The organism is Arthrobacter sp. NPDC092385, assembly GCF_044755105.1.
Classification (GTDB): domain Bacteria; phylum Actinomycetota; class Actinomycetes; order Actinomycetales; family Micrococcaceae; genus Arthrobacter_D.
The window spans coordinates 132182-156479 of the sequence record NZ_JBIVQL010000005.1 but is presented as its reverse complement, the minus strand read 5'-3'; the positions used below and the strand labels follow the sequence as shown (position 1 = coordinate 156479).

Annotated in this window: 24 protein-coding genes and 2 tRNA genes; 16 read left to right on the top strand and 10 right to left on the bottom strand. The window is 65.3% G+C overall.

Features of this window, described 5'->3' with window-relative positions; genetic code table 11:
- Positions 1-644: 644 nt before the first annotated feature.
- The 8 genes from ACIQCY_RS08465 to rpmH all read right to left on the bottom strand — a co-directional run bounded on the left by ACIQCY_RS08465 (position 645) and on the right by rpmH (position 6645).
- The gene (locus tag ACIQCY_RS08465; protein WP_400483452.1) at positions 645-2198 is read right to left on the bottom strand and encodes a ParB/RepB/Spo0J family partition protein; all 1554 of its coding nucleotides are present in this window, start codon (positions 2196-2198) and stop codon (positions 645-647) included.
- Between the two features lie 76 nt (positions 2199-2274).
- The gene (locus ACIQCY_RS08460) at positions 2275-3162 is read right to left on the bottom strand and encodes a ParA family protein (protein ID WP_400483569.1); all 888 of its coding nucleotides are present in this window, start codon (positions 3160-3162) and stop codon (positions 2275-2277) included.
- A gap of 307 nt (positions 3163-3469) precedes the next feature.
- Positions 3470-4141 (bottom strand): 16S rRNA (guanine(527)-N(7))-methyltransferase RsmG, encoded by a 672-nt coding sequence (gene rsmG, locus ACIQCY_RS08455; RefSeq protein ID WP_400483451.1) that lies wholly within the window; start codon positions 4139-4141, stop codon positions 3470-3472.
- A complete protein-coding gene (locus ACIQCY_RS08450) occupies positions 4134-4724 on the bottom strand; it encodes a protein jag (protein ID WP_400483450.1) in 591 nt (196 codons plus the stop codon). Before ACIQCY_RS08450 ends, rsmG begins: the two co-directional genes overlap by 8 nt.
- Positions 4721-5683 carry a membrane protein insertase YidC gene (gene yidC / locus ACIQCY_RS08445; protein ID WP_400483449.1) on the bottom strand — a complete coding sequence of 321 codons (963 nt, stop codon included), beginning with the start codon at positions 5681-5683 and terminating at the stop codon, positions 4721-4723. The genes ACIQCY_RS08450 and yidC overlap by 4 nt, the downstream gene beginning before the upstream one ends.
- Before the next feature lie 2 nt (positions 5684-5685).
- Positions 5686-5991 (bottom strand): membrane protein insertion efficiency factor YidD, encoded by a 306-nt coding sequence (gene yidD / locus ACIQCY_RS08440; protein ID WP_400483568.1) that lies wholly within the window; start codon positions 5989-5991, stop codon positions 5686-5688.
- A gap of 53 nt (positions 5992-6044) precedes the next feature.
- Positions 6045-6416 carry a ribonuclease P protein component gene (gene rnpA / locus ACIQCY_RS08435; protein WP_400483567.1) on the bottom strand — a complete coding sequence of 124 codons (372 nt, stop codon included), beginning with the start codon at positions 6414-6416 and terminating at the stop codon, positions 6045-6047.
- A gap of 91 nt (positions 6417-6507) precedes the next feature.
- Positions 6508-6645 (bottom strand): 50S ribosomal protein L34, encoded by a 138-nt coding sequence (rpmH, locus tag ACIQCY_RS08430; protein WP_022892375.1) that lies wholly within the window; start codon positions 6643-6645, stop codon positions 6508-6510.
- A gap of 460 nt (positions 6646-7105) precedes the next feature.
- Between rpmH and dnaA the strand changes: the two genes are divergently transcribed.
- The 12 genes from dnaA (at position 7106) to ACIQCY_RS08370 (ending at position 19992) form a co-directional block, all read left to right on the top strand.
- The gene (gene dnaA / locus ACIQCY_RS08425; protein ID WP_400483448.1) at positions 7106-8518 is read left to right on the top strand and encodes a chromosomal replication initiator protein DnaA; all 1413 of its coding nucleotides are present in this window, start codon (positions 7106-7108) and stop codon (positions 8516-8518) included.
- A 473-nt stretch (positions 8519-8991) separates the two neighbouring features.
- Positions 8992-10116, top strand: a complete 1125-nt coding sequence (dnaN, locus tag ACIQCY_RS08420; protein WP_400483447.1) for a DNA polymerase III subunit beta — start codon at positions 8992-8994, stop codon at positions 10114-10116.
- A 64-nt stretch (positions 10117-10180) separates the two neighbouring features.
- Entirely contained in the window at positions 10181-11077 is an 897-nt protein-coding gene (gnd, locus tag ACIQCY_RS08415) for a phosphogluconate dehydrogenase (NAD(+)-dependent, decarboxylating) (protein ID WP_400483446.1), read from the top strand.
- 10 nt (positions 11078-11087) lie between these two features.
- Positions 11088-12350: a DNA replication/repair protein RecF gene (recF, locus tag ACIQCY_RS08410; RefSeq protein ID WP_400483445.1), complete on the top strand. Its 1263-nt coding sequence runs from the start codon at positions 11088-11090 to the stop codon at positions 12348-12350.
- The gene (locus ACIQCY_RS08405) at positions 12343-12909 is read left to right on the top strand and encodes a DUF721 domain-containing protein (RefSeq protein WP_400483444.1); all 567 of its coding nucleotides are present in this window, start codon (positions 12343-12345) and stop codon (positions 12907-12909) included. Before recF ends, ACIQCY_RS08405 begins: the two co-directional genes overlap by 8 nt.
- Positions 12910-13152: 243 nt before the next feature.
- Positions 13153-15180 carry a DNA topoisomerase (ATP-hydrolyzing) subunit B gene (gene gyrB, locus ACIQCY_RS08400; protein ID WP_400483443.1) on the top strand — a complete coding sequence of 676 codons (2028 nt, stop codon included), beginning with the start codon at positions 13153-13155 and terminating at the stop codon, positions 15178-15180.
- A 176-nt stretch (positions 15181-15356) separates the two neighbouring features.
- Positions 15357-18026, top strand: coding sequence for a DNA gyrase subunit A (gyrA, locus tag ACIQCY_RS08395; RefSeq protein WP_400483442.1), 2670 nt, complete (start codon positions 15357-15359; stop codon positions 18024-18026).
- A gap of 38 nt (positions 18027-18064) precedes the next feature.
- Positions 18065-18556, top strand: coding sequence for a DUF3566 domain-containing protein (locus ACIQCY_RS08390; protein ID WP_400483441.1), 492 nt, complete (start codon positions 18065-18067; stop codon positions 18554-18556).
- An 86-nt stretch (positions 18557-18642) separates the two neighbouring features.
- Positions 18643-18716: transfer RNA gene (locus ACIQCY_RS08385), tRNA-Ile, on the top strand.
- Positions 18717-18754: 38 nt separating this feature from the next.
- The gene (locus ACIQCY_RS08380; protein WP_400483440.1) at positions 18755-18871 is read left to right on the top strand and encodes a DLW-39 family protein; all 117 of its coding nucleotides are present in this window, start codon (positions 18755-18757) and stop codon (positions 18869-18871) included.
- A 40-nt stretch (positions 18872-18911) separates the two neighbouring features.
- Positions 18912-18984: transfer RNA gene (locus ACIQCY_RS08375), tRNA-Ala, on the top strand.
- An 87-nt stretch (positions 18985-19071) separates the two neighbouring features.
- On the top strand, positions 19072-19992 hold the full coding sequence (locus ACIQCY_RS08370) for a DMT family transporter (protein WP_400483439.1): 921 nt from the start codon (positions 19072-19074) through the stop codon (positions 19990-19992).
- Between the two features lie 91 nt (positions 19993-20083).
- On the opposite strand, the gene ACIQCY_RS08365 is transcribed toward ACIQCY_RS08370, so the two are convergent.
- Complete coding sequence (locus ACIQCY_RS08365; protein ID WP_400483438.1) at positions 20084-20992, bottom strand: hypothetical protein; 909 nt, start codon at positions 20990-20992, stop codon at positions 20084-20086.
- A gap of 164 nt (positions 20993-21156) precedes the next feature.
- On the opposite strand from ACIQCY_RS08365, the gene ACIQCY_RS08360 reads away from it, so the two are divergent.
- The gene (locus tag ACIQCY_RS08360; protein ID WP_400483437.1) at positions 21157-21699 is read left to right on the top strand and encodes a peptidylprolyl isomerase; all 543 of its coding nucleotides are present in this window, start codon (positions 21157-21159) and stop codon (positions 21697-21699) included.
- A gap of 4 nt (positions 21700-21703) precedes the next feature.
- Entirely contained in the window at positions 21704-22573 is an 870-nt protein-coding gene (locus ACIQCY_RS08355; protein WP_400483436.1) for a rhomboid family intramembrane serine protease, read from the top strand.
- Between the two features lie 313 nt (positions 22574-22886).
- On the opposite strand, the gene ACIQCY_RS08350 is transcribed toward ACIQCY_RS08355, so the two are convergent.
- The gene (locus ACIQCY_RS08350; RefSeq protein ID WP_400483435.1) at positions 22887-23135 is read right to left on the bottom strand and encodes a cell division protein CrgA; all 249 of its coding nucleotides are present in this window, start codon (positions 23133-23135) and stop codon (positions 22887-22889) included.
- A gap of 262 nt (positions 23136-23397) precedes the next feature.
- Between ACIQCY_RS08350 and ACIQCY_RS08345 the strand changes: the two genes are divergently transcribed.
- Positions 23398-24129: a class E sortase gene (locus ACIQCY_RS08345; protein ID WP_400483434.1), complete on the top strand. Its 732-nt coding sequence runs from the start codon at positions 23398-23400 to the stop codon at positions 24127-24129.
- Between the two features lie 5 nt (positions 24130-24134).
- Complete coding sequence (locus ACIQCY_RS08340) at positions 24135-24296, top strand: hypothetical protein (protein WP_400483433.1); 162 nt, start codon at positions 24135-24137, stop codon at positions 24294-24296.
- The last annotated feature ends 2 nt before the right edge of the window (positions 24297-24298 follow it).

The following is a 24298-nucleotide window of genomic DNA, read 5'->3' as shown; positions in this document are numbered from 1 at the left end:
TCCAGGTGTCTCCTGTCGCGCGAACCGACTTGGCTCTTGCCGCCCGCCTGCTGAGCACCTTCACCGCTCCTGAACGCGCACGCGGGAGGCACGCACTCGGACGAGGAGTCTTTGCTGAGGCCTACCAACCCGCCCTCCTACTCTTCATCGAGTTCAATGACTTGGTGTGCGCGGTCGATACGCGAGACAATGTCGAGATAGCCGGCTCGAAGGTCCTGGCCTTCGCGTCCGGCGGAGGTCTGAGCGAGGACAGCCGGGAAGTGCGGCTGAATGGTGGATGGGCCTCTCGTGGAGTGAGCCCGTATGTAGAGCAATAGCTCGTTCCCAAGTGCCGAGGGAAGCGTACATCGGCAGTTTCACGTGAAACACCCGGCCGCCATGGGCTCCGAGGAGTTGTCAGCGCTGTGGGGGACGATGAGCAGTTCGACTGGAGGGTACTCCTCGGCCAGCGCTGCCGCGCCAGGTTAGCCGACACCCCGAACCGGCTGGCAGCGCGTTCGGGAAGTCCAGCCTGATCGAATAGGGCAGACCCCAGCCACAGGGGGGGTTTTCCAGCGGCGGTATGGCGGGCCGATATGGAGACTGCAGGCGGCTCCACATCGGCCCCGTTTCACGTGAAACGCGCCTACCCCTGGACGAGCGGATTATTCCGCAGCGGGTGACAGAACTCCAATGATCCTGTTGAGGTCGTCGACGCTGGCGAACTCGATGCTGACGCGCCCCTTCTTGGCCCCGAGGGTGATCTTGACATTCGTATCCAGTCGATCCGAGAGAGACGTTGCAAGGTAGTCCAGTCGCTCGTGCCGGGCACCGTCCCGCGGTGATGTCGGCTTGCTGGGACGGCGCAGGCCACCGCTCAGTGCAACGATCTCCTCGGTCGACCTGACAGACAACCCTTCTGCGACGATCTTCTGCGCCAGCTTCTCCATGTCCGCAGAGTCGCCGAGGCCAAGGAGTGCCCGTGCGTGTCCGGCGGACAGCACGCCCGCAGCAACCCGCCGCTGGACAAGAGGCGGCAGCTTCATCAGACGGATGGTGTTGGAGATCTGCGGTCGAGACCGTCCTAGCCTCCCGGCAAGCTCGTCGTGCGAACAACCGAAGTCTTCGAGCAGCTGCTGATACGCGGCCGCCTCCTCGAGGGGGTTGAGCGCACTCCGATGCAGGTTCTCGAGAAGAGCGTCCCGCAGCAGATCGTCATCGAGCGTGGACCGGATGATGGCGGGGATTGTCTCCATACCGGCCTCGCGCGAAGCACGCCAACGGCGCTCGCCCATAACCAACTCGTACTTCGCCTCACCGTTCTCCTGGGAAGGCCGAACGACTACCGGCTGTAGCACACCGATCTCGCGGATCGAATGGACGAGCTCCGCCAGCTCATCTTCGTTGAACTCCACCCTCGGCTGCTTGCGGTTGGGGTGGATCGCCCCCACGGGGAGTTCAGCGAACGTCGCCCCAGGAACCTCGACCAAGCCGGGCTTCTCGTCTGCGTCCTGAACTGCCTCGCCAGCGGGCGCGTCCTTAATCCCGTCGATCATCTCGTCTTCTCTTGTTTCACGTGAAACAGAGTTCTTCGCGCCAGCGACGACGGCATCAGCAGTTCCAGAACCGGAGGACAGCTCGTCCTGAACGACGCTGTCCACGCCGGGCTCCGCGTCCTGCCCGGACACGGACGGTTTAGTCTGGCTGGTTCGGGAGCGGGTCGCTCCTGCCTCACTCCGAACCGCAGCGCGAGCCTGAGCTTCGTGGCTCGACACGACGGCTACCACGGCGCTCTCACCGCTCGGGCCCTCGGACAGCGCGGGCGCCGCCCCGGCTCGGGCTTCCTCCTCCCTGGACGTCGTGGGCGAGAGCGGCTCGACCTTCGATCCGTCGCGCTTCAGCGGAGGCTTCCGGTTAGACGATTTCGCAACCCGCTTCGTTTGAGCGTCCAGAACATTCTTGTTGATACCACTGCGAAGGGCGGAGGAGTACGAACGAGGCTGCTCGGCGACGTCGTCCTCCGTCACGCGTTCGAAGAAGAGATCGACAGGACGGCCTCCCTGCCGCCTCGAGTTGTCCGAACCACCGCTTGAAGAGATCTCCCGCTCTTCGGGCTCAGGCTCGGGATCCGGCTGAGGCGTCTCGAGGATCTCCTCAGCTGATGCGCTGGGAATGAGGGCTCCCAACCCTCGTCCGAGTCCGCGACGCTTTTCCGCCATGTCATTCCTTCCAAAGTGTTGGAGCATCGCTCCACCGCTACTTCTGATCGTCCGTGAGGACCGGTACTCCGAGGTGTCAGGAGCGCGAGGCGATTTCCGCCGCGGCCTCCTGGTAGGAGAGCGCTCCGCTGGAGGACGGATCGTAGGTCATGACTGTCTGCTGGTAGCTGGGTGCTTCAGAGATCCGCACGGATCTGGGCACTACCGCCTTCAGGACCTCCTGGGGAAAATGCTCGCGCACCTCGGCCGCGACCTGGGCCGCAAGATTGGTACGCCCGTCGTACATCGTCAACAGGATCGTCGATACGGCCAGATCCGCGTTCAGATGCTTCTGGATCATCTCGATGTTCTTCAGCAGCTGACTCAGACCCTCGAGCGCGTAGTACTCGCACTGGATGGGGATGAGGACTTCCTTAGCCGCAACGAATGCGTTGACTGTCAGCAAGCCGAGGCTCGGCGGGCAGTCGATGAACACGAAGTCCAGTCGTGGCTCGCCGTTCTCCTCGCGCGCCTTGGCATACACGTCGATAGCACGACGAAGCCGCTGCTCACGCGCGACCAGCGAGACGAGTTCGATCTCCGCGCCGGCGAGGTGGATGGTCGCAGGAGCGCAGATCAGGTTCGGGACATCAGGGCAGGGAGCAACAACGTCACCCAGCGGTACATCGTCGATGAGGACGTCGTAGATCGAGTCGACATCCGCGTGATGGGCGATGTTGAGCGCCGTCGAGGCGTTGCCCTGGGGATCGATGTCGATCACCAGCACCTGCAGCCCGGCCGTGGCGAGGGCAGCAGCGATGTTGACCGTCGTCGTCGTCTTGCCCACGCCACCCTTCTGGTTGCTGATCGTCATGATCCGGGTGTTCTTCGGCTTGGGAAGGGCCTTGCCCAGGAGTTTCTCACGGCGCTTCGCCTCGCTCGCCAGTTCGCGGCCGAGTGGCGACGACTCGTCCATGGCTTCCATGACGTTCTTCCCCTTCGCCGGCTTCTTCACCGGCGGGCTGTCCACGGCTCCGGAGGGCGCGCTTGCCGTTTCACGTGGAACAACGCCGGTATTTGCCGGGTCCGCAAACGCGCCGGGCTGTATTTCCCGCAGGCCTAAGGCGAGAGGGGACCCGGCCACCAGAAGGGACTCGGAATTCTTCGCGGGGGCGTCCTTGATGGTCACTCAGTTGCTCACTCTCACATGCCAGACGTCGTTATCTACAAGGGTAGCCGCTAGTGCTCGGCAGGTTGGGACGAAGAGCGGTGCGACCAGCAGGACGTCAGGCTCAGGCGAGGCGTACGGGGATTCGAACAACCGTCGTCGGCTCCTCGAGGACGTCGGCGCCGACCGTCACGATCTCCGCGGGTCCTCCGCCGAGCTTCCGAATCAGCTTGCGGGCTTTCTCGATCTCTTCCGCCGCGCTCCGACCCTTGATAGCGAGGACCTGTCCGCCGGCCCTGGTCAGGGGAATCGTCCATCCCGCGAGCGTGGACAGAGCGGAGACCGCACGTGCCGTGACGTAGTTTCCCGACACCTCGCCGACCATCTGCTCCGCGCGGCCCCTGTGGACGACGACGTTGGCCAGGGAGAGATCCTCCACGACCTCCTTCAACCAGGTGACGCGTCGGTCCAGCGGCTCCACCAGGTGCACCTCGAGGTCCGGCCGCGCTATGGCGAGGGCCAGCCCTGGAAGTCCCGCTCCACTGCCCACGTCCACGACGGACGCATCCCGGTCCATCAATTCGGCGACGACAGCACAGTTGAGGACATGCCGCCCCCAGAGACGCGGCACCTCCCTGGGACCGAGGAGCCCACGCTCGATGCCCGAGGAAGCCAGGTGGCCGACGAACCCACGGGCGAGGTCGAGCCGGGAGCCGAAGACCGCCGACGCAGCGACCAGTTCATCGGCCGTCGGCTCGGGGGCGAAACCGGCTGCAGAGGGTGATTCCTCAGTCATCGCTGGGGGATACGACGATGTGCCGGGCCTGGCCCTCGCCCTCGGACTCACTGACGAAGCCGAGGTCGGCGACGACGTCGTGGACGATCTTCCGCTCATAGGCGGACATCGGCGCCAGCGCCACGTCGTCTCCGGTCTCCCTGACCTTCTCGACGGCGTCCTGGGCGATCTTCGTCAGCTCGCCCCCACGGCGGCCGCGATAGCCGTCGACGTCGAGCACGAGACGGGAACGGGCGTCGGTCGCGGTCAGGACGCTGAGTCGGGTCAGCTCCTGGAGCGCTTCGAGCACCTCTCCGTCCCGACCGACCAGTGAGCTCAGGCCAGCGTCGGAACGGTCCTCGGACACGATGGAGATATACGTGCGGCCGCTACGGACCTCGATGTCGATGTCGCCGTCGATATCTGCGATATCCAGGAGTTCCTCGAGGTAGTCAGCGGCGACATCCCCCTCTTCATCGAGCCTGGCTGCCTTGGTCCCGGCGATCGTGTCGCCGTCACCGTGGACCTCCGTGCCGTCCGCGTCCGTCGCGTCGGACTTCGTGCCATCGAGCTCGGGCGTGTGCTCTTCGTTGTCTACCGTCATCGCTTCTTCCTCTTCTTGCGCTGGGGCTGGACACGCTGGCCCCGTGGCTCCGGAACGGATTCGATGGCCGGCTCGGCCTTCCGCTCACCGAGGAGCGGGACCATGGGCAGGCCCTTCTTGGCGCGACGGTCCGCAAGCGCCTTCGCTGCCGGGGATCCGGGCGTGGGCATCCGGCGGATGACGTAGAACTGCTGCGCCATCGTCCACACGTTCGTGGTGGTCCAGTAGACCAGCACACCGATGGGGAAGTTGATGCCACCGACGCCGAACACCAGCGGAAGGATGTAGAGCATGATCTTCTGCTGACGCATGAAGGGACTCTGCATGGCCTCTTCGGACATGTTCTTCGCCATGATCTGCTTCTGCGTGATGAACTGCGATGCCGTCATCGCGATGATCATGAGCAGGGACAGGATGATGACGCTGATGTTCCCGTCGGCGCCGAAGCTGCCGAGGAAGGTGGAGGAGAGCGGCGCACCGAAGATCGTGGCGTTGTCGAACTGGCGGACCGAGTCCGGGGACAGCGCCCCGATCGTGGCTCCCTCGGCGCTGGCGCGGGAGATGCCGTTGAGAACCGTGAACAGGGCGAAGAAGAACGGCATCTGGATGAGGATCGGCAGGCAGGCCGCGAACGGGTTGGTCCCGTGCTTCTTGTACAGGGCCATCTGTTCCTGCGTCATCGCCTGGCGCGAGAGCTGGTCCGTCTTGCCCTTGTACTTCTGCTGGAGCTTGCGGAGATCCGGCTGCAGTGCCTGCATCCCCCGCTGCGCCTTGATCTGCTTGACGAAGACGGGGATCAGGGCGGCGCGGATGACGACGACGAGACCGACGATCGACAGCACCCAGGTCCAGCCGGATGCGGGGTCCATTCCGAGGAACGTGAAGCCCTCGTGGAACATGAACATGATCCACGACACGAGCCACCTGAACGGCGCCAGGATCGTCTCAAAAAAACCCATAATCAGTTAGCTCCTCGAGCCGCGGGGCGGCTTTCGTCATCGGCCGGGATGACCGGATGGTTCAACACAACAATCGAGGGGACCTTCCCTGCAGGGAAGGTCCTGGAACCCGCCGGCACGTGGTCCACGCCGCCGTCGTTCCAGGGGTGGCAGTGCACCAGCCGCCGCGAAGCGAGGCCCAGCCCGCGAACGAATCCGTGAACCGTCACGGCCTCGAGTGCATAGGCGGAACAACTCGGGTAGAAGCGGCACACCGGTCCATACAGCGGAGAGACGACCTTCCGGTACGCGATCAGGAGTCCGATCACAGCCAGGCGAGGCACTCCGATGAGGAAGGCCAGCACACGCGCCGCGACCACCTTCACGATACTCTGCCCTGCCTTTCCGGTGCGTCGGAGCGGTCCAGCCTGCGGGCGACCGCAGCCAGGCAACTCGTGAAGTCCTTCTGCAGGGCCGGCCAATCGCTGTCCGCCGCCGCCGGCAACGCCCGGACGACGACGTCGTACCCGTGGGGGTGGGCGGCGACCCACTCCGCCGAAGCGTGGCGAAGCCTTCGTTTAACGAGGTTGCGGGTAACTGCGTTCCCCACGTTCTTGCCGACGATGAAGCCGACCCTCGAGGGCGCCGAATCCGGTGTCCTGGAGCCGTATAGCACGACGTTCCGGCGCCCTGATCGGGCACCGGAACGTACGGTACGTGCAAAATCCGCTGCCGTCCGCACCCTGTGGATCATCGGAAGCACTGGGGATTCCTGTTCATTGTCGAAGGAAGGAGCCCGATGCCGTCGCGATCACCCGAAGGACGCATGGCGTGGGAGGAACCGCTTATGCCGAGAGTTCGGTACGGCCCTTGCCACGGCGTGCCGACAGGATGGCACGACCTGCACGGGTGCGCATGCGAAGACGGAAACCGTGCTTCTTGGCACGACGGCGGTTATTCGGCTGAAAAGTCCGCTTGCTCACTGTAGTTACTCCAGAACGATCTTGAGATGCGTCCGGCCCATTGCAACAAGGGGGAAGAACAGACTGACGCGATGAAGGTGTACATCCGACATTCGCGGAGGAGCTGTCACATCCCGAGGCCTCTTAGTACCCGGAAAAACCTGTGATGGCATGCGAAATGCAGACGTGTTGGACTACATAACGTTAGGGGACGCAGCTCTGGGGCGTCAAACTCGCCGCTGTGGGCCTGTGGGCTACTTTTCCCACTGCCTGTGGACAACCGGCGTCCAAATCACACTACACGCATCGCCGCGGGGTCCGCGTGAGACCCTTCACAGTGCCCGTCCTGCCGCGCCAGTCCGCTATCTTCTGCAGTTTTCATCCTCTAGTCTTGGCTCTGGTCCGTTTATCCACGACATGTGCACAACCCTGTGGAGAACGGACCTTTTCGAGCGGTTGTGCAGCCAAGAGGGGTTTTTTCGTGGGTACAGATGAGGTAAACGACGTCGGGAGCTCCTGGCGTAAAGTCATCCGGACCCTCGAACAGGACGATCGCGTCACTCCGCGACAGCGCGGCTTCATGGTGCTCGCCCAGGCCCAGGGCCTCATCGGAACCACCATGCTGATCGCCGTCCCCAACGAACTGACGCGCGAAGTACTCCAGACCCAGCTCAAGGCAGCCCTCGACGAGGCACTGCGGAACGTCTTCCGGGAAGACATCCAGTGCGCGTTCGTCATCGACCCCGAGCTGACCCCCGTCGCCGAGGAGGTTCCCGAGCAGGAACCCGAGCCGGTCTCGCCGGAACCCAAGGGTGAGGCGAAGCCGTCCCCTACTCCTCCCAGCAACTCGCACGAGTTCGGCCGGCTCAATCCGAAGTACATCTTCGACACCTTCGTCATCGGATCCTCGAACCGATTCGCACACGCAGCAGCGGTCGCCGTCGCCGAGGCACCGGCGAAGGCCTACAACCCGCTGTTCATCTACGGTGATTCCGGGCTGGGCAAGACGCACCTCCTCCACGCCATCGGGCACTATGCGCGTCACCTCTACACCGGCATCCGTGTGCGCTACGTGAATTCCGAGGAGTTCACCAACGACTTCATCAACTCGATCCGCGATGACGAGGGCTCGAGCTTCAAGCAGACCTACCGCAACGTGGACATCCTGCTGATCGACGACATCCAGTTCCTCTCCGGCAAGGACCGGACCATGGAGGAGTTCTTCCACACCTTCAATGCGCTGCACAACCACAGCAAGCAGGTGGTCATCACCTCCGACCTCCCACCGAAGCAGCTCATCGGGTTCGAGGAGCGCATGCGGTCCCGTTTCGAGTGGGGCCTCCTGACGGACATCCAGCCGCCGGAACTGGAGACCCGCATCGCCATCCTGCGCAAGAAGGCGATCAGCGACAGCCTCAGCGCGCCCGACGACGTCCTGGAGTACATCGCCTCGAAGATCGCGACGAACATCCGTGAACTCGAGGGGGCCCTGATCCGGGTCACCGCCTTCGCGAGCCTGAACCGCCAGCAGGTCGACGTGAACCTCGCCGAGATCGTGCTGAAGGACCTCATCTCGGACGACGGCGCGCAGGAGATCACCTCGACCGTGATCATGGCGCAGACCGCGGACTACTTCCAGATCAGCATGGAGGAACTCTGCAGCAAGTCGCGTACGAGGACCCTGGTCACCGCGCGGCAGATCGCGATGTACCTGTGCCGGGAGCTGACGGACATGTCCCTGCCGAAGATCGGGCAGGAACTCGGCGGCCGGGACCACACCACCGTCATCCACGCCGACAGGAAGATCCGCGAACTGATGGCAGAGCGCCGTGCGATCTTCAACCAGGTCACGGAGTTGACCAACCGGATCAAGCACAAGCAACGCGAAGCCTGACGACCCCCTGCGCTGTCCCACCGTAATTAACAGGTGTGGACACAGCTGTGGATAACCAGGGGCACATCACCGCGCAACCTGAGGAAAAACCACCTCCTGCCTGTGGATCCCCGAAATGACAAGGATTCCGCCCACAGCCGCCTCCTGCCGGCCGTCGGCCGTCCCCACAGCTTGTCCACAGGGAGGATCCGCACCGGCGAGCCGCCCAGCCGACTTATCCACAGAATCCACAGCAGTTATTAACACTACGAACCTTAAACTTCAAAAGCTCGTCAAATAACATTCCACGTTCCGTTCGACCCCGCCCGCCGAGCTCCCGGGCCTGCTGCGCAGCCCCGCTACCCGGCTAAGCTTTCACCCAGTAGGGTTGTAGTTCCCCGTGCCCGGGCTCTTCCGTGGACGATTCGACCCACCATCCGCCAGCGATTCGCAGGTGGCTGTTTTTTTGATCTGGCGAAAGGCGGCACTGCTCCGTGAAATTCAGAGTTGAACGGGACGTACTTGCGGAGGCTGTGTCCTGGACCGCCCGCTCGCTGTCACCGCGCCCGCCCGTACCTGTGCTCGCCGGCCTGCTCATCAAGGCCGAAGGAGGCTCCCTGAGCCTCGCCAGCTTCGACTACGAGATCTCCGCGCGCCTCGAGATCGCAGCGGATGTCCTCGAGGAAGGCACCATCCTCGTCTCGGGGCGGCTGCTCGCCGATATCTGCAGGAGTCTTCCCTCCGCACCGGTGGAGGTGGCGACCGATGGCTCGAAGGTGACCCTGACGTGCCGCAACAGCCGCTTCAACCTCGCCACCATGCCCGAGGGCGAATACCCCGAACTGCCGAAGCTCCCGGCCGTGAGCGGTGTCGTCGACGGCGATGCCTTCTCCCAGGCCGTCTCCCAGGTGATCATCGCGGCCAGCCGTGACGACACGCTGCCCATCCTGACGGGTGTCCGCATGGAGATCGAGGACGACCTGATCACTCTCCTCGCCACGGACCGCTACCGGCTCGCCCTCCGTGAGGTCTCCTGGAAACCGACCACTCCGGGGATCTCCACCAGTGCCCTGGTCAAGGCGAAGACGCTCAACGAGGTCGCCAAGACCCTCGGCGGCGCCGGCGACCTGAACATCGCCTTCTCCGACGACTCCGAACTCATCGGCTTCGAATCGGGCGGGCGCCGCACCACGTCGCTGCTCGTCGACGGCGACTACCCGAAGATCCGTTCGCTCTTCCCGGACACCACACCCATCCACGCCACGGTGCGGACCAGTTCCCTGGTGGAGGCCGTCCGCCGCGTCTCCCTCGTCGCCGAACGGAATACTCCCGTCCGGCTCGCGTTCACGGACGGCCAGGTCACACTCGATGCCGGTACGGGAGAGGACGCACAGGCGTCCGAGGCCATCGAGGCAGTCCTCGACGGCGACGACATCACGGTCGCCTTCAATCCGCATTACCTGAGTGAGGGCCTGGGCGCGTTCAACAGCCCCTACGTCCGGTTCTCCTTCACCTCACCGCCCAAGCCCGCGGTGATCTCGGCCCAGGATGACGCCTCCGGCGAGGACAGGGAAGACTATAAGTACCTGCTGATGCCCGTGCGGCTGCCCAACCAGTAACCGCCCGGCAGGCACACCGACTGGCCGGACCGGCAGCCGGACATATCGTCAGAAAGAGAACCTCATGCACATCGGCCTCATTGGACTCGGAAAAATGGGATTCAACATGAGGGAGCGGCTGCGGGAGAAGGGCATCGAGGTCACGGGCTTCGACCGGAACCCCGACCTCACCGATGTGTCGAGCCTCGATGAACTGGTCGCCGCTCTTCCCGCACCGCGGATCGTCTGGGTCATGGTTCCGGCCGGCCAGATCACCGACGGCGTCGTCAAGGACCTCTCCGAGGTCCTTGCCAAGGGCGACCTGGTCATCGACGGAGGCAACTCCAAGTTCACCGATGACCAGATCCACGCCACCCTCCTTGCCCAGAAGGGCATCAGCTTCCTCGACTGCGGTGTCTCCGGCGGCGTCTGGGGGCTCGAGAACGGCTACGGCCTGATGGCGGGCGGCAGCCGGGAAGATGTGGAACGGGCCATGCCCATCTTCGACGCACTCCGTCCCGAGGGTGATCGGGCCGAGAGTTTCGTCCACGTGGGTGACGTCGGGGCGGGGCACTACGCGAAGATGGTCCACAACGGCATCGAGTACGGGCTGATGCAGTCCTACGCCGAGGGTTACGAACTGCTCGAGGCCAAGGACATCGTGAAGGACGTCCACGGCACCTTCGCTGCCTGGCAGAAAGGCACGGTCGTCCGCTCCTGGCTGCTCGACCTCCTCGTCAAGGCGTTGCAGGAGGACCCCGGGCTGTCGAAGATCGCCGGCTATGTGGAGGATTCCGGTGAGGGCCGATGGACCGTCGAGGAAGCGATCGCCAATTCCGTTCCGGCACCTGCCATCACCGCCGCACTGTTCGCCCGGTTCGCATCACGGCAGGAGGACTCGCCGTCGATGAAGATGGTGTCGGCGCTCCGCAACCAGTTCGGCGGCCATGCTGTGAAGCCCGCTCAGCCGAAACCCGAGTAAGTGGTCTCCGGTGTACGTTGAGCACCTCTCGCTCACCGGGTTCCGGAGCTACGGGCAGCTCGATACGGCGATCGAACGCGGCGTCACGGTCTTCGTGGGACCGAACGGCGTGGGAAAGACCAACATCGTCGAGGCCATCGGCTACCTGGCCACGCTCTCGTCCCATCGCGTCAGCACCGACAGGCCGCTCATCGCCTTCGGGGAGGAGCGCGCGATCATCCGCGGCAGGTTCGTCCGGGGATCCCAGCGCACCAGTGTCGAGGTGGAGATCAACGCGGAGGCGGCGAACCGGGCCCGGATCAACAGGTCCAATCCGGTGCGGGCCCGTGATGCCGCCGGGATCCTGAAGACCGTCCTGTTCGCTCCCGAGGACCTGTCGCTGGTGAAGGGCGACCCGTCGGGACGCCGCCGGTACCTCGACGACGTCATGGTCTCCCTCCTCCCGCACCAGTCCGCGTTGCGTGCCGACTACGAGCGCGTCCTCAAGCAGCGCAACGCCCTCCTCAAATCGGCCCGGGCTGCCGGCAGGTTCTCGACCGCCCACGAGGCCACGCTCGATGTGTGGGATCAGCACCTGGCAGAGACCGGGGCCCGGCTCCTGTCGGCCCGCATCGTCCTCGTCGACCAGCTCCGCCCGCACGTGGAGCGGGCGTACAAGGAACTGACGGACGGCTCGAAGCGCGCGGAGATCGCCTACGTCTCGAGCGTGTCGTCGTCGCAGGACCTCGCCGGTGACGACGGTCCGGATACCGGACACAGCCGTTCCGAGGAGGGGCTGCGGGACCTCACCCTGACCGAGCTGACCGAGCTGTTCCTCGCCGGCCTCCTGCGCCACCGCAAGAAGGAGCTCGAGAGGGGAATCTCCCTCGTCGGTCCGCACCGCGACGAGCTCGATCTGCTCCTGGGGAAGGCGCCGGCGAAGGGCTACGCATCGCACGGTGAGACCTGGTCGATGGCGCTGGCCCTGCGGCTAGCCTCGTACTACCTGCTGCTCGAGGAGGACCACACACCCGGAGGCAATCCGGTCCTGATCCTCGACGACGTCTTCGCAGAACTCGATGCCCAGCGCCGTACCCGCCTCGCCGCCATCGTCGCCCCCGCGGAACAGGTGCTGGTCACGGCCGCCGTCGGCGACGACATCCCCGCAGCGCTCCTCGGCCGGCAGATCCGGGTCGTGCCGGGTGGCATCGAGGCACCGGACGACGTCAGTGGGGACATCGGCAGCCACGACCGCGACACTTCCTCCCCCGGTGCAGGAGGACCGCATGTCTGACGACCGCCCGGACGACGAGGCCCCGGTGCAGGACGGCCCGGACCAGCCAGGGGCCCGGGACTTTCCCGAGCAGGATGCCCCGCAGGCCCTCCTCAACAGGCTCCGCAGCGCATCCCAGGCCAGGGGCACCCCTCGCGAGGCGGTGTCGAAGCGGACAGCGAAGGCGCCGAAGCGCCGGTACTCGCCCGAGCCCGTGTACGGCGGACGGGATCCCGAAGGCGTGGGGAACGTGTTCTCGCGGATGCTCGCGGAACGGGGCTGGAAATCACCCGTGGCGATCGGTTCGGTGCTCTCACGCTGGGACGAGATCGTGGGAGCAGACATCGCCGCGCACTGCGTCCCCGAGAGCTTCGACGCCGACACCGTCCTGGTCAGGTGCGACTCGACCGCCTGGGCGACGCAGCTGCGCCTCATCACGCCGCAGGTGCTGCAGAGGTTCGAGGCCGAACTGGGCGCCGGCGTCGTCACGCGGCTCTCCGTCGTCGGGCCGGCGGCTCCGAGCTGGCGCAAGGGCGGGCGTTCCGTCAAGGGACGAGGCCCACGCGATACGTACGGATGACCCGGAGCACCGATCGCTGCGCCCGCTGAATGGCCTGTAGCGCAACTGGGGGTCCGCCCGGCGTATCCGTCCTCATGGAAGGACCCTCTATCGGCTCTGGCGGCGCTTTATTGGCCAGTGAGGGGGTGTTCGTGCGGGATTGCAGGCCTCCACAGGGTAGAATGGGACGAGATCGTTTTGGTCCATCCAGTTGAGGAGCCGTCTACGCCTGTGGCACACGAGAACGAGTTGAATGCAAGTGATGTGTTGATCGGCGAAGGCGAGTCCCCGATCCTGGAGGCGGCCACCGAACACGCATACGGTGCCAATGAGATCACGGTGCTGGAGGGCCTCGAAGCGGTCCGCAAGCGCCCGGGCATGTACATCGGATCGACCGGACCACGGGGTCTGCACCACCTCGTGTACGAAGTGGTGGACAACTCGGTCGACGAGGCACTGGCCGGCTACTGCGACCACATCCAGGTCACGCTCCAGGCGGACGGCGGCGTCAAGGTCGTCGACAACGGCCGCGGCATCCCCGTGGACATGCACCCCACCGAGGGACGCCCCACCGTCGAAGTGGTCATGACCATCCTCCACGCCGGCGGCAAGTTCGGCGGCGGCGGGTACGCGGTATCGGGCGGCCTGCACGGCGTCGGCATCTCGGTGGTCAACGCCCTGTCCAAGCGGGTCGAGACGGAAGTGCGGCGCCAGGGCCACGTGTGGCGCCAGTCGTTCGGCGACGGCGGCAAGCCGGTGGGCGAGTTGAGGAAGGGCGAGGAGACCGCCGAGACGGGCACCACCCAGACGTTCTATCCCGACGACTCCATCTTCGAGAGCACCGAGTTCGACTTCGAGACCCTGCGGGCGCGGTTCCAGCAGATGGCGTTCCTCAACAAGGGGCTGCGCATCACGCTCACCGACGAGCACGTCGACGAGGTCGAGGACGAGGTCACGGTCGAGACCGGCGAGGACTCCACGCCCAAGCACCGCGAGGTGGAGTATCTCTACGAGAACGGTCTGCTCGACTACGTCCGGCACCTGAACTCCTCGAAGCGGGTCGATGTCATCCACGAGGACATCATCGCGTTCGAGACCGAGACCCCCGACCGCACCATGTCCGTGGAGATCGCCCTGCAGTGGACCTCGGCCTACTCGGAGAGCGTGCACACCTACGCGAACACGATCAACACGCATGAGGGTGGAACGCACGAGGAAGGCTTCCGTGCAGCCATGACCACCCTGATCAACAAGTACGCGCGCGAGAAGAACATCATCAAGGAGAAGGACGACAACCTCACGGGTGACGACATCCGCGAGGGACTCACCGCGGTCATCTCCGTGAAGCTCTCCGAGCCGCAGTTCGAGGGCCAGACGAAGACGAAGCTCGGCAACTCGGAGGTGAAGGGCTTCGTGCAGCGCGTCGTCAGCGACCAGCTGGGCGACTGGCTCGAGCGCAACCCGGGGCCCGCGCGGGACGTCATCCGCAAGTCGATCCAGGCGTCGCAGGCGCGCCTCGCGGCCCGCAAGGCCCGCGAATCGACGCGCCGCAAGGGCCTCCTCGAGTCCGGCGGCATGCCGGGCAAGCTCAAGGACTGCCAGTCCAAGGACCCGGCGCGGTCGGAGATCTACATCGTGGAGGGTGACTCGGCCGGTGGTTCCGCCGTCCGCGGGCGCAATCCCGAGACGCAGGCCATCCTGCCCCTGCGCGGGAAGATCCTGAACGTGGAGCGCGCGCGCCTCGACCGGGCCCTCGGCAACAGCGAGGTCCAGGCCATGATCACGGCGTTCGGTGCCGGCATCGGCGAGGACTTCAACGTCGAGAAGGCCCGGTACCACAAGATCGTGCTGATGGCCGATGCTGACGTGGACGGCCAGCACATCACCACCCTGCTGCTCACGCTGCTGTTCCGCTACATGCGGCCGCTGATCGAGAACGGTTTTGTCTACCTGGCGCAGCCGCCGCTGTACCGCATCAAGTGGTCCAACGCGAAGCACGACTACGTGTTCAGCGACCGTGAGCGTGACGAGGTCATCAAGATCGGCCTGGCCAACAACCAGAGGCTGCCCAAGGACAACGGCATCCAGCGGTACAAGGGCCTCGGTGAGATGGACTACACGGAACTGTGGGAGACCACCATGGATCCGGACCATCGCACGCTGCTCCAGGTGACCATGGACGATGCCGCCGCCGCGGACCAGGTGTTCTCGGTGCTGATGGGCGAGGACGTCGAGTCCCGCCGCAACTTCATCCAGCAGAACGCCAAGGACGTGCGTTTCCTGGATATCTAGTGTGTGTCTCCGGCATTCTGCCGGCGCAACGAAATAAGAGCGGACTTAGGGTCCCTGCCCGAGCTTGCGAGGGAAAGGGAAGAAGTTCGATCGAGCGCCTACACAGAATGTCGGAGCCACCCACGGCTCGGTCACGCGGTATCGCAGGACACAGACATGACGAACGGAACTGATTCATGAGTGACGACAACACCGGCAACGGACCGGACGAGCCCATCGAGGGCGAGGTCCTGACGGACCGCGTCGAGCAGGTCGACCTCCAGACGGAGATGCAGCGGTCCTACCTGGACTACGCGATGGCCGTCATCGTCGGCCGGGCCCTGCCCGACGTGCGCGACGGCCTCAAGCCCGTGCACCGCCGCGTGCTCTACGCCATGTTCGACGGCGGCTACCGGCCGGACCGCTCGTTCAACAAGTGCGCCCGCGTCGTGGGCGAGGTGATGGGCCAGTACCACCCGCACGGTGACTCCGCGATCTACGACGCCCTGGTCCGCCTGATCCAGGACTGGACCATGCGCTACCCCCTCGCGCTCGGCCAGGGCAACTTCGGTTCACCCGGCAACGACGGCGCCGCAGCGCCCCGGTACACGGAAACCAAGATGGCCCCGCTCGCGATGGAAATGGTGCGGGACATCGACGAGGAGACCGTCGATTTCCAGGACAACTACGACGGCAAGAACCAGGAACCGACGATCCTGCCGTCGCGCTTCCCGAACCTGCTCGTCAACGGGTCCTCCGGCATCGCCGTGGGCATGGCCACGAACATCCCGCCGCACAACCTGCGCGAGGTCGCGGACGGTGTGCAGTGGTACCTGGAGAACCCCGACGCAACGAAGGAAGAGCTGCTCGAAGCCCTGATCGTCCGCATCAAGGGACCGGACTTCCCGACCGGCGCGCAGATCCTCGGCCACAAGGGCATCGAGGACGCGTACCGGACCGGACGCGGCTCGATCACCATGCGCGCGGTCGTCAACGTCGAGGAGATCCAGAACCGGACCTGCCTCGTCGTCACCGAACTGCCCTACCAGGCGAACCCGGACAACCTCGCGATCAAGATCGCGGAACTCGTCAAGGACGGCAGGATCAGTGGCATCGCCGACCTCCGTGACGAGACCTCGGGGCGCACGGGCCAGCGCCTCGTGATCGTGCTCAAGCGCGACGCCGTCGCCAAGGTCGTGCTGAACAACCTCTACAAGCACACGCAGCTGCAGGACAACTTCAGCGCCAACATGCTCGCCATCGTCGACGACGTCCCCCGCACGCTGAGTCTGGACGCGTTCATCCGCCACTGGGTGAACCACCAGCTCGAGGTCATCGTCCGCCGCACCCGGTACCGCCTGCGCAAGGCGGAGGAGGAAGCCCACATCCTGCGCGGCCTCCTGAAGGCGCTCGACGCCCTGGACGAGGTCATCGCCCTGATCCGTGCCTCCTCCACCACGGAGCAGGCACGCGACGGGCTCATGGGACTGCTCTCCATCGACGAGCTGCAGGCCACCGCCATCCTGAACATGCAGCTGCGGCGCCTCGCCGCCCTCGAACGGCAGAAGATCCAGGACCGCCACACGGAACTGGAGTCGATGATCACCGAGTTCAACCGGATCCTCGCCTCCGAGGACGTGCAGCGCGGCATCGTCAGCACGGAACTGGCGGAGATCGTCGGCAAGTTCGGCGACGACCGGCGGACCGAGATCCTCATGGGCTACGACGGGGACATGAGCATGGAGGACCTGATCCCCGAGGAGGAGATGGTCGTCACCATCACCCGCGGTGGCTACGTCAAGCGCACGCGCAGCGACAACTACCGCCAGCAGGCACGCGGCGGGAAGGGCATCAAGGGAGCCCAGCTGCGGGGCGACGACGTCGTCGAGCACTTCTTCGTCACGACCACGCACCACTGGCTGCTGTTCTTCACGAACCTCGGCCGGGTCTACCGCGCGAAGGCGTACGAGCTGGTGGAGGCCGCACGTGACGCCAAGGGACAGCACGTGGCGAACCTCCTGGCCTTCCAGCCCGACGAGACCATCGCCCAGGTCCTGGACCTGCGTGACTACCAGCAGTCCCCCTACCTGGTCCTCGCCACCAAGCGCGGCCTGGTGAAGAAGACGCGCCTCGAGGACTACGACACGAACCGGACCGCCGGCGTGATCGCGATCAACCTCCGCGACAACGACGAACTCGTCTCGGCACAGCTCGTGTCCGGTGATGACGACATCATGCTCGTCTCGCGCAAGGGACAGTCGCTGCGCTTCACGGCCGACGACGACGCCCTCCGGCCCATGGGGCGCGCGACGTCGGGCGTGACCGGCATGAAGTTCCGCGAGGACGACGAGCTGCTCGCCGCCAACGTCGTGACGGACGACTCCTACGTCTTCATCGTGACCGAGGGTGGTTTCGCGAAGCGCACGAAGGTGGACGACTACCGTGTCCAGGGCCGCGGCGGCCTCGGCATCAAGGTGGCGAAGCTGGCAGAGGAGCGCGGGGACCTCGTGGGCGCCCTCGTGGTGCAGGAAGAGGACGAGGTGCTCGTCGTCATGGGTGGCGGCAAGGTCGTCCGTTCCGCCGTCGCCGGTGTACCGGCCAAGGGACGCGACACGATGGGCGTCATCTTCGCGAAGCCCGACAAGGCCGACCGCATCATCGCCGTGGCCCGCAACAGTGAGCGCAGCGTCGCCGTCGAGGAAGGCCTCATCGAGGACCCGTCCGAGGCCAGTCCCGACGTCGACGTGATCGATACGGTCACGCCGCAGGAGGATCCCGCAGAGTTCACAGCCGATGAAGTACGGTTGTCGACAGAGGAAACGGCTGAGCCTGACGCTGAGTCGCCCGAACACGGAGGTAGCGAGTGAGCTCGGCCAACACCAACCCGCGGTCGTCCAGTGGACAAGTGCGCGCTCCCGGGGCACCGCCGCGCGTGAACGCTCCTGCACGTCCCGCCCAGCGCCCTGCATCCGCGGGCCAGAGCGGGCGTCCGACGCAGCGCCCGGGGCTCGTGAAGCCGGCGCCGAAGGCGAAGGCCCGCAAGGCCCGCCTGCTCGTCAGCAAGGTGGACCCGTGGTCCGTGCTGAAGATGTCGTTCCTGCTGTCGGTCGCCCTCGGAATCGTGACCGTCGTCGCGGCGATCGTGATCTGGACCGTCCTGGACCTCACGGGTATCTTCGACGGCGTCAACGACCTCCTGAGTGAGATCGCCGGGTCGGAGAGCGGCGGGTTCGACCTGCGGCAGTTCGCCTCGCTGACACAGGTGGTCTCCTTCGCCACGATCATCGCCGTGGTGAATGTCGTGCTCCTCACGGCGCTCGCGATGCTTGCGGCCGTGCTCTACAACATCTCGTCCGCCCTGGTCGGCGGTATCGGCGTCACGCTGACCGACGACTAGTGCACCGGCCTCTCGGCGCCCTCCGGGCGATTTGAGAAATGCCGAGCCACTACTGTAAAGTCGTATCTCGGCCCGAAGAGGTATCGGGGCGTATAGCTCAGGCGGTTAGAGCGCTTCGCTGATAACGAAGAGGTCCCAGGTTCAAGTCCTGGTACGCCCACGGATCCACCACTCGCAGGAGACTGCAAGGAGACTGTTGTGAAGAAGTTGCTCATCGCGGCAGCGGCTGCAGCCGGTGTCCTCGTGTACAAGCAGTGGCAGGATTCACAGAAGAGCAAGAGCGTCTGGAGCAATGCGACGGACGACGTAGCCTAGCAAGGAGCACGGTCCGGGTATACTGGACCAGGCTCATTTCGGGGGCATGGCGCAATTGGTAGCGCACCTGCTTTGCAAGCAGGGGGTTCGGGGTTCGAGTCCCCGTGCCTCCACCGAAGGGAAAGTCCCGGTCATCGACCGGGACTTCCTGCGTTAAGCGCCGGTGCCGAGCTTCCGGCCGTGTGCAATAGGGTGGCCCAGTGATCATCTTCCTCTCGATCCTGGGTGTCATCGGGGTCTCTGCCTCCGGGCCCATCATGGCCGCCACGGCCGCACCGGTGCTGGCCATCGCCTTCTGGCGGAACCTGCTCGGTGCCGCGCTCATGGGAGGCCCTGCCGTCCTGTCCAAGCGGGCCGAGTTCGCGGCTCTCACGGGGGCAGACTACCGCCGGCTGGCGGTCGCAGCCGTGGCGCTGGCCCTCCACTTCGTCTGCTTCATCACCGCCCTCAAGCTCACGTCCGTGGCTGCAGCGACGGCTCTCGTCTGCCTCCAGGTGGCGTGGATCGCGCTGTTCAATGCGGTGCTCGGCACACAGGCATCGCGAGCGGTGGTCGCCGGGCTCGGTGTCGCCTTCATCGGTGTCGTCGTCATCACCGGGTTCGACCTCTCGCTTTCGCGGGACGCGCTCCTCGGCGACGTGCTGGCCCTTGCCGGAGGGGCGCTGGCAGGTGTCTACCAGATGGCCGGGGCATCGGCCCGGAGGACGATGTCCACGGGCACCTACACCACCCTCTGCTACGGAGCCTGCGCCGTGATCCTGCTGGCACTCTGCGCACTCACCGGGCAGCCCATCGTGGGATTCACCCCCGCCGCCTGGGCCGGCATCTTCACTGTGACCCTTCTGGCGCAGATCATGGGTCACTCGGTCTTCAACCATCTCCTCGCCGTCATGAGCCCGCTCGTGGTCTCCATGATCATCCTGCTGGAGATCCCCGGAGCGGCGATCCTCGCGGCCGTATTCCTCGGCGAGAAGCTTCCGGCAGGAACCTATGGCGGTCTGGTGCTGATCCTCGTCGGCCTTGCCGTGGTGATCCGCGGCCAGCAGCGGCTCAAGGGGTCCCGCAGGCCCCTGGGGGATCAGACGGCTGCGGTATCCCCTCCCGTGCTCGGTGAACAATAGCTCATGAGGAATATGCCGAGTGAAGCATAAAGCGGGCAACGAAAAGGACCCCCGGCTTCAGGCCGGGGGTCCTTTCCGATCTGCCGTGGAATCAGGCCTTGGGCTCGTCCGTCGGCTTCGCCGCGTGCTTGGCCGAATCGGTCACGTTCTTCGTCGTGTCGGCGACGGTCTGTGCTGCGCCCGCTGCCTTGTTCTTGCCGTCGTCGGTCGCATCGTCGGACTTCGCAGCGCGTTCAGCGGCTTCCTTGACCTCTGCGACGACGTCCTTCGCTTCCTGCGTCTTCTCGGCGGAGACAGGTGCGGACGTGGCCTTGATCGGTGCGGGAGTCTTCCACGGGTCTTCGACCGGCTTGGAAGCCCGCCAGGCCGCGAGACCGGCGACGATGGCCGATGCGAGAACGCCGAAGATCAACCATCCCTTGCCGGACTTGCGTGCCTGGCTCTTCTTGAGGTCCTTCGACGCCTGGAGGGTTGCTGCGACGAGGCGCTTCTGGGCGTTCTTCACGGCCTTCTTGTCGCCGGTCACCTTGATGACCGCCTTCTCCACCACCGGGGGCACGGTGGCCCCTGCGAGGGAGCGGGAGGCACTGTCTGCTGCTTCACCGAGCTTGGCGGACATGGCCGGCAGGTACTCGTCGACGACCTTGAGCTTGGCCGAGTTCAGTGCGGGGGCTGCCTTGTCGAGCGTTCCCTGGATCTTCGGGGTGGTCTCGTCGATCACCTGGGTGATGCGGGGTCCCACCCTGTCGATCCGGTCCTGGATGAGGGGGGTGACGACGGCGATGCCACCGGAAACCCCTTCCGTCGCTTTGCGGACCGTGTCCTGCAGAGCCGGTCCTGCCGTCTCTATGCCCTTGTCCCATCGGGGCTTGGCCCAACCGTAGGCGGCGTCGACATGCGGCGATGCCCAAGCGCGCGCCGCGGCTACACCGGCAGCGAATGCTGCTCCGATGGCGACGGTCTCCTCCAGATCATGGCTGGCGCGTACGTTGTTCTTCACAAAAACCTCCAGGGGGTGGTTACTCGTTTTGATCAGCCTACGTTGCATAGGTGGCAGGTGCTATCGGTGCCCCGCGCCGGAGCCGGCATCGTGGGGCCGTTTCACTGTGCGCGGAATGTGACTCCTCCAGCTTATTGTCAGGACCCGCGTGAAAGAATGGCGCAATGACTGCTATCCCAACCGCAAAAGCGACCATCCACACCAACCAGGGCGACATCGAGGTCAATCTCTTCGGCAATCATGCGCCGAAGACCGTGAAGAACTTCGTAGGACTCGCCACGGGCGAGATCGCCTGGACCCACCCGCAGACCGGGGAGGAGAGCAACGCCCCCCTCTACAGCGGGACGATCTTCCACCGCATCATCAAGGACTTCATGATCCAGGGTGGAGATCCCCTGGGCCAGGGCATCGGCGGCCCGGGCTACAAGTTCGACGACGAGATCAATCCGGACCTGAACTTCAACGAGCCGTACAAGCTGGCCATGGCGAACGCCGGCCTGCAGGGTGGACGCGGAACGAACGGCTCGCAGTTCTTCATCACATCCGTACCCACGACCTGGTTGCAGGGCAAGCACACCATCTTCGGTGACGTCACCGACGAGGAATCACGCAAGGTGGTCGACAAGCTGAACGCCATCGGCACCGATATGAGGGACAAGCCCCTCGAGGACGTCGTCATCGAGAGCATCACCGTAGAACAGCTCTGACCGAATGTCCTACGGGGTCCCCGCGCCCGACGCCGGCAGCCAGCAGGCGCCCGTCTGCCCTCGGCACACCGACCGCGTCAGCTATGTGAGGTGCCAGCGGTGTGGGCGTCCGGCGTGCGCGGAGTGCCAGCGTCCCGCTGCCGTCGGGTTCCAGTGCGTGGACTGCGTGCGTGAGCAGGCTGCCCGCGCGCCGGTCCGCAGGAACGCCTTCGGCGGCGTCGCGCGCGGGGACACCCCCATCACCTACACGCTGATCGGCCTCTGCGTGCTGGTGTTCCTGCTCCAGCTCGTGGTGCCCGGGCTCACGCGGACCTTCGCCTACGCACCGGTGTTCACCGCCGGTGCCGGTGGGGTCATCCCTGCCGAACCATGGCGGATGCTCACAGCGGCCTTCCTCCACTCGCAGGGTTCCTTCCTGCACATCGCCTTCAACATGTATGCGCTGTACGTCCTGGGGAAGGTACTCGAGCCCGCGATGGGCCGTGCGCGGTTCCTGGCCCTGTACCTCGTCTCCGCGGTCGGGGGGTCCCTCGGTGTCCTCCTGCTGAGCTCGCCGATGCAGTACGTCGTCGGTGCTTCCGGCGCGGTCTTCGGGCTCTTCGGCGCCCTGTTCATCGTCCAGCGGAAGCGCGGCGGGGACATACGGCAGATCGTCGTCCTCATCGCCGTCAACGCCGTGCTGGGGTTCGTGGTCCCGGGGATCGCCTGGCAGGCGCATCTGGGCGGACTGCTCGCGGGTGCTGCCTGTGCAGCCGTCATCGCGTACGCACCGCGGGGACCGCGGCAGGCACGCCTGCAATGGCTCGGCCTGGGCGTCGTCGTCGCTCTGCTCGGGCTCCTGACCTTCGTGGGAGTCTCCCGGCTTCCCATCTAGCAAGGCATGTACCAGTGAGGGGCCGGCACATCGCGTGCCGGCCCCTCACTGTGTTTTCCACACCCCTTATCCACACCGGGGATAACTTACACACATGTAATTCCACACCTGTGGATAAGCAGGGCCCGGAATCTCGGGCCGATCCGTGGATCATCAACAATGATGTGCACATCTGTGGATAACTTCGTACACATGGTGTGTATAGAGCGGAACCGGGCCCGAGGGGCGAATGACAGTGCCCTTCGCGCCGCACGGGTCAGGCGGTGCGCGGATCCCACGATCGGCGAGTGCTGAACGCGGGGCAGCGAAGCGGCTACCGCCAGCGCGTGGTCATGAGGAAACCGATGATCGCGATGCCGAAACCGACGAGGATGTTCCATGATCCCCAGGCCGCGACCGGCAGGGTGGACATCGAGATGTAGAACGTGATGATCCACAGGAGACCGATGATCATGAGCCCGAACATCACGGGCTTGTACCAGGCCGGGTTCGGCTTGGGCTGCGAGGACTTCACGGCGGGCGCAGCGGAGCTGGCTCTCTTGCGGGGCTTCGACTCGGGCACGGATTCTCCTCGACGGGGCGCCACCGCGGATCAGCGGCACCGGTGGTCTCGCCGGGCGCCCCGATGCGTCCAGACCCGCAGGCTATCCTGAAGGAAGAACACCCGGCGGCCCGGTTCTCGGAACGATTCTAGCCAAGAACCACCGGATCCCGGTGCATCCCGAACGGCAGGAGCGGCAGTGGCCAGGTCAACCCTCGACGCCGCACCCGATACTCGGGCTGCGCGCGCCAGGCCAGTACGCCGTCGCCGTACTCTTGTCCAGGTGATCGCCCAGGTACTGGGCGAACTGCTGATCACCGCAGGTGTGGTCCTCCTGCTCTTCGTCGGCTGGGAGCTGTGGTGGACCAACATCGATTCCGGCATCAAGCAGGAGCAGGCCCTCGAGGAATTCTTCGCCGAGGTGCCACCCGCCGCCGATCCTCCGCCCTCCGGAGGGGAGGCCACGGGTACGCCCGCTCCCGAGGTCTTCGGTGAGCCCATCGTCCTCCCCCAGGGTGACCTCGCCGGAACCTTCGGCGTGGTGTACATCCCCCGGTTCGGTGAGGACTACTCGCGACCCGTCACATCCGGGGTCGGCACGGATGTGCTCGACAACCTCGGACTCGGCCACTACCCGGGTACGGGAGCGCCCGGCGAGGTGGGGAACTTCGCACTCGCGGGGCACCGCCAGACCCACGGCCAGGTGCTCGACCAGATCCACACGCTCGTACCGGGAGACCGCGTCTATGTGCAGACCCGCGACGGCTACTACACGTACGTGTTCCGCAACACCGAGATCGTCCTGCCGGATCGCGTGGACGTGATCGCACCGGTGCCCACGGATCCCGCAGCCCTGCCCGTGGACCGGATCCTCACCCTGACGAGCTGCAATCCGCGCTTCGGCGCCCAGGAGCGTATTATTGCTTACTCGGTGATGGAGTCCTGGCGTCCACTGGATGCCGGCCCGCCGCCCGAGATCGCGGAGCAGGTAGCCCGCGCCGCAGGACAGGGATGACCACCATGTACGGATGGATTTTCCGGGCGCTCCCCGGCCCGCTCTGGATGCGCATCATCCTCTCCGTGATGCTGGTCCTCGCAGCCGTCGCGGTACTCATGCTCTTCGTGTTCCCCTGGGTCTCCCAGTTCAACCCGCTCACCGATTCAACGATTGGTTCCCCCTAGCT

What these genes read in the sequence shown, in the direction of transcription:
- ACIQCY_RS08465 (WP_400483452.1), bottom strand. Translation starts at nt 2,198, where the DNA reads ATGGCGGAAAAGCGTCGCGGACTCGGACGAGGGTTGGGAGCCCTCATT.
- ACIQCY_RS08460 (WP_400483569.1), bottom strand. Translation starts at nt 3,162, where the DNA reads ATGGAAGCCATGGACGAGTCGTCGCCACTCGGCCGCGAACTGGCGAGC.
- rsmG (WP_400483451.1), bottom strand. Translation starts at nt 4,141, where the DNA reads ATGACTGAGGAATCACCCTCTGCAGCCGGTTTCGCCCCCGAGCCGACG.
- ACIQCY_RS08450 (WP_400483450.1), bottom strand. Translation starts at nt 4,724, where the DNA reads ATGACGGTAGACAACGAAGAGCACACGCCCGAGCTCGATGGCACGAAG.
- yidC (WP_400483449.1), bottom strand. Translation starts at nt 5,683, where the DNA reads ATGGGTTTTTTTGAGACGATCCTGGCGCCGTTCAGGTGGCTCGTGTCG.
- rnpA (WP_400483567.1), bottom strand. Translation starts at nt 6,416, where the DNA reads ATGATCCACAGGGTGCGGACGGCAGCGGATTTTGCACGTACCGTACGT.
- gnd (WP_400483446.1), top strand. Translation starts at nt 10,181, where the DNA reads ATGCACATCGGCCTCATTGGACTCGGAAAAATGGGATTCAACATGAGG.
- ACIQCY_RS08405 (WP_400483444.1), top strand. Translation starts at nt 12,343, where the DNA reads ATGTCTGACGACCGCCCGGACGACGAGGCCCCGGTGCAGGACGGCCCG.
- gyrA (WP_400483442.1), top strand. Translation starts at nt 15,357, where the DNA reads ATGAGTGACGACAACACCGGCAACGGACCGGACGAGCCCATCGAGGGC.
- ACIQCY_RS08360 (WP_400483437.1), top strand. Translation starts at nt 21,157, where the DNA reads ATGACTGCTATCCCAACCGCAAAAGCGACCATCCACACCAACCAGGGC.
- ACIQCY_RS08355 (WP_400483436.1), top strand. Translation starts at nt 21,704, where the DNA reads ATGTCCTACGGGGTCCCCGCGCCCGACGCCGGCAGCCAGCAGGCGCCC.
- ACIQCY_RS08340 (WP_400483433.1), top strand. Translation starts at nt 24,135, where the DNA reads ATGTACGGATGGATTTTCCGGGCGCTCCCCGGCCCGCTCTGGATGCGC.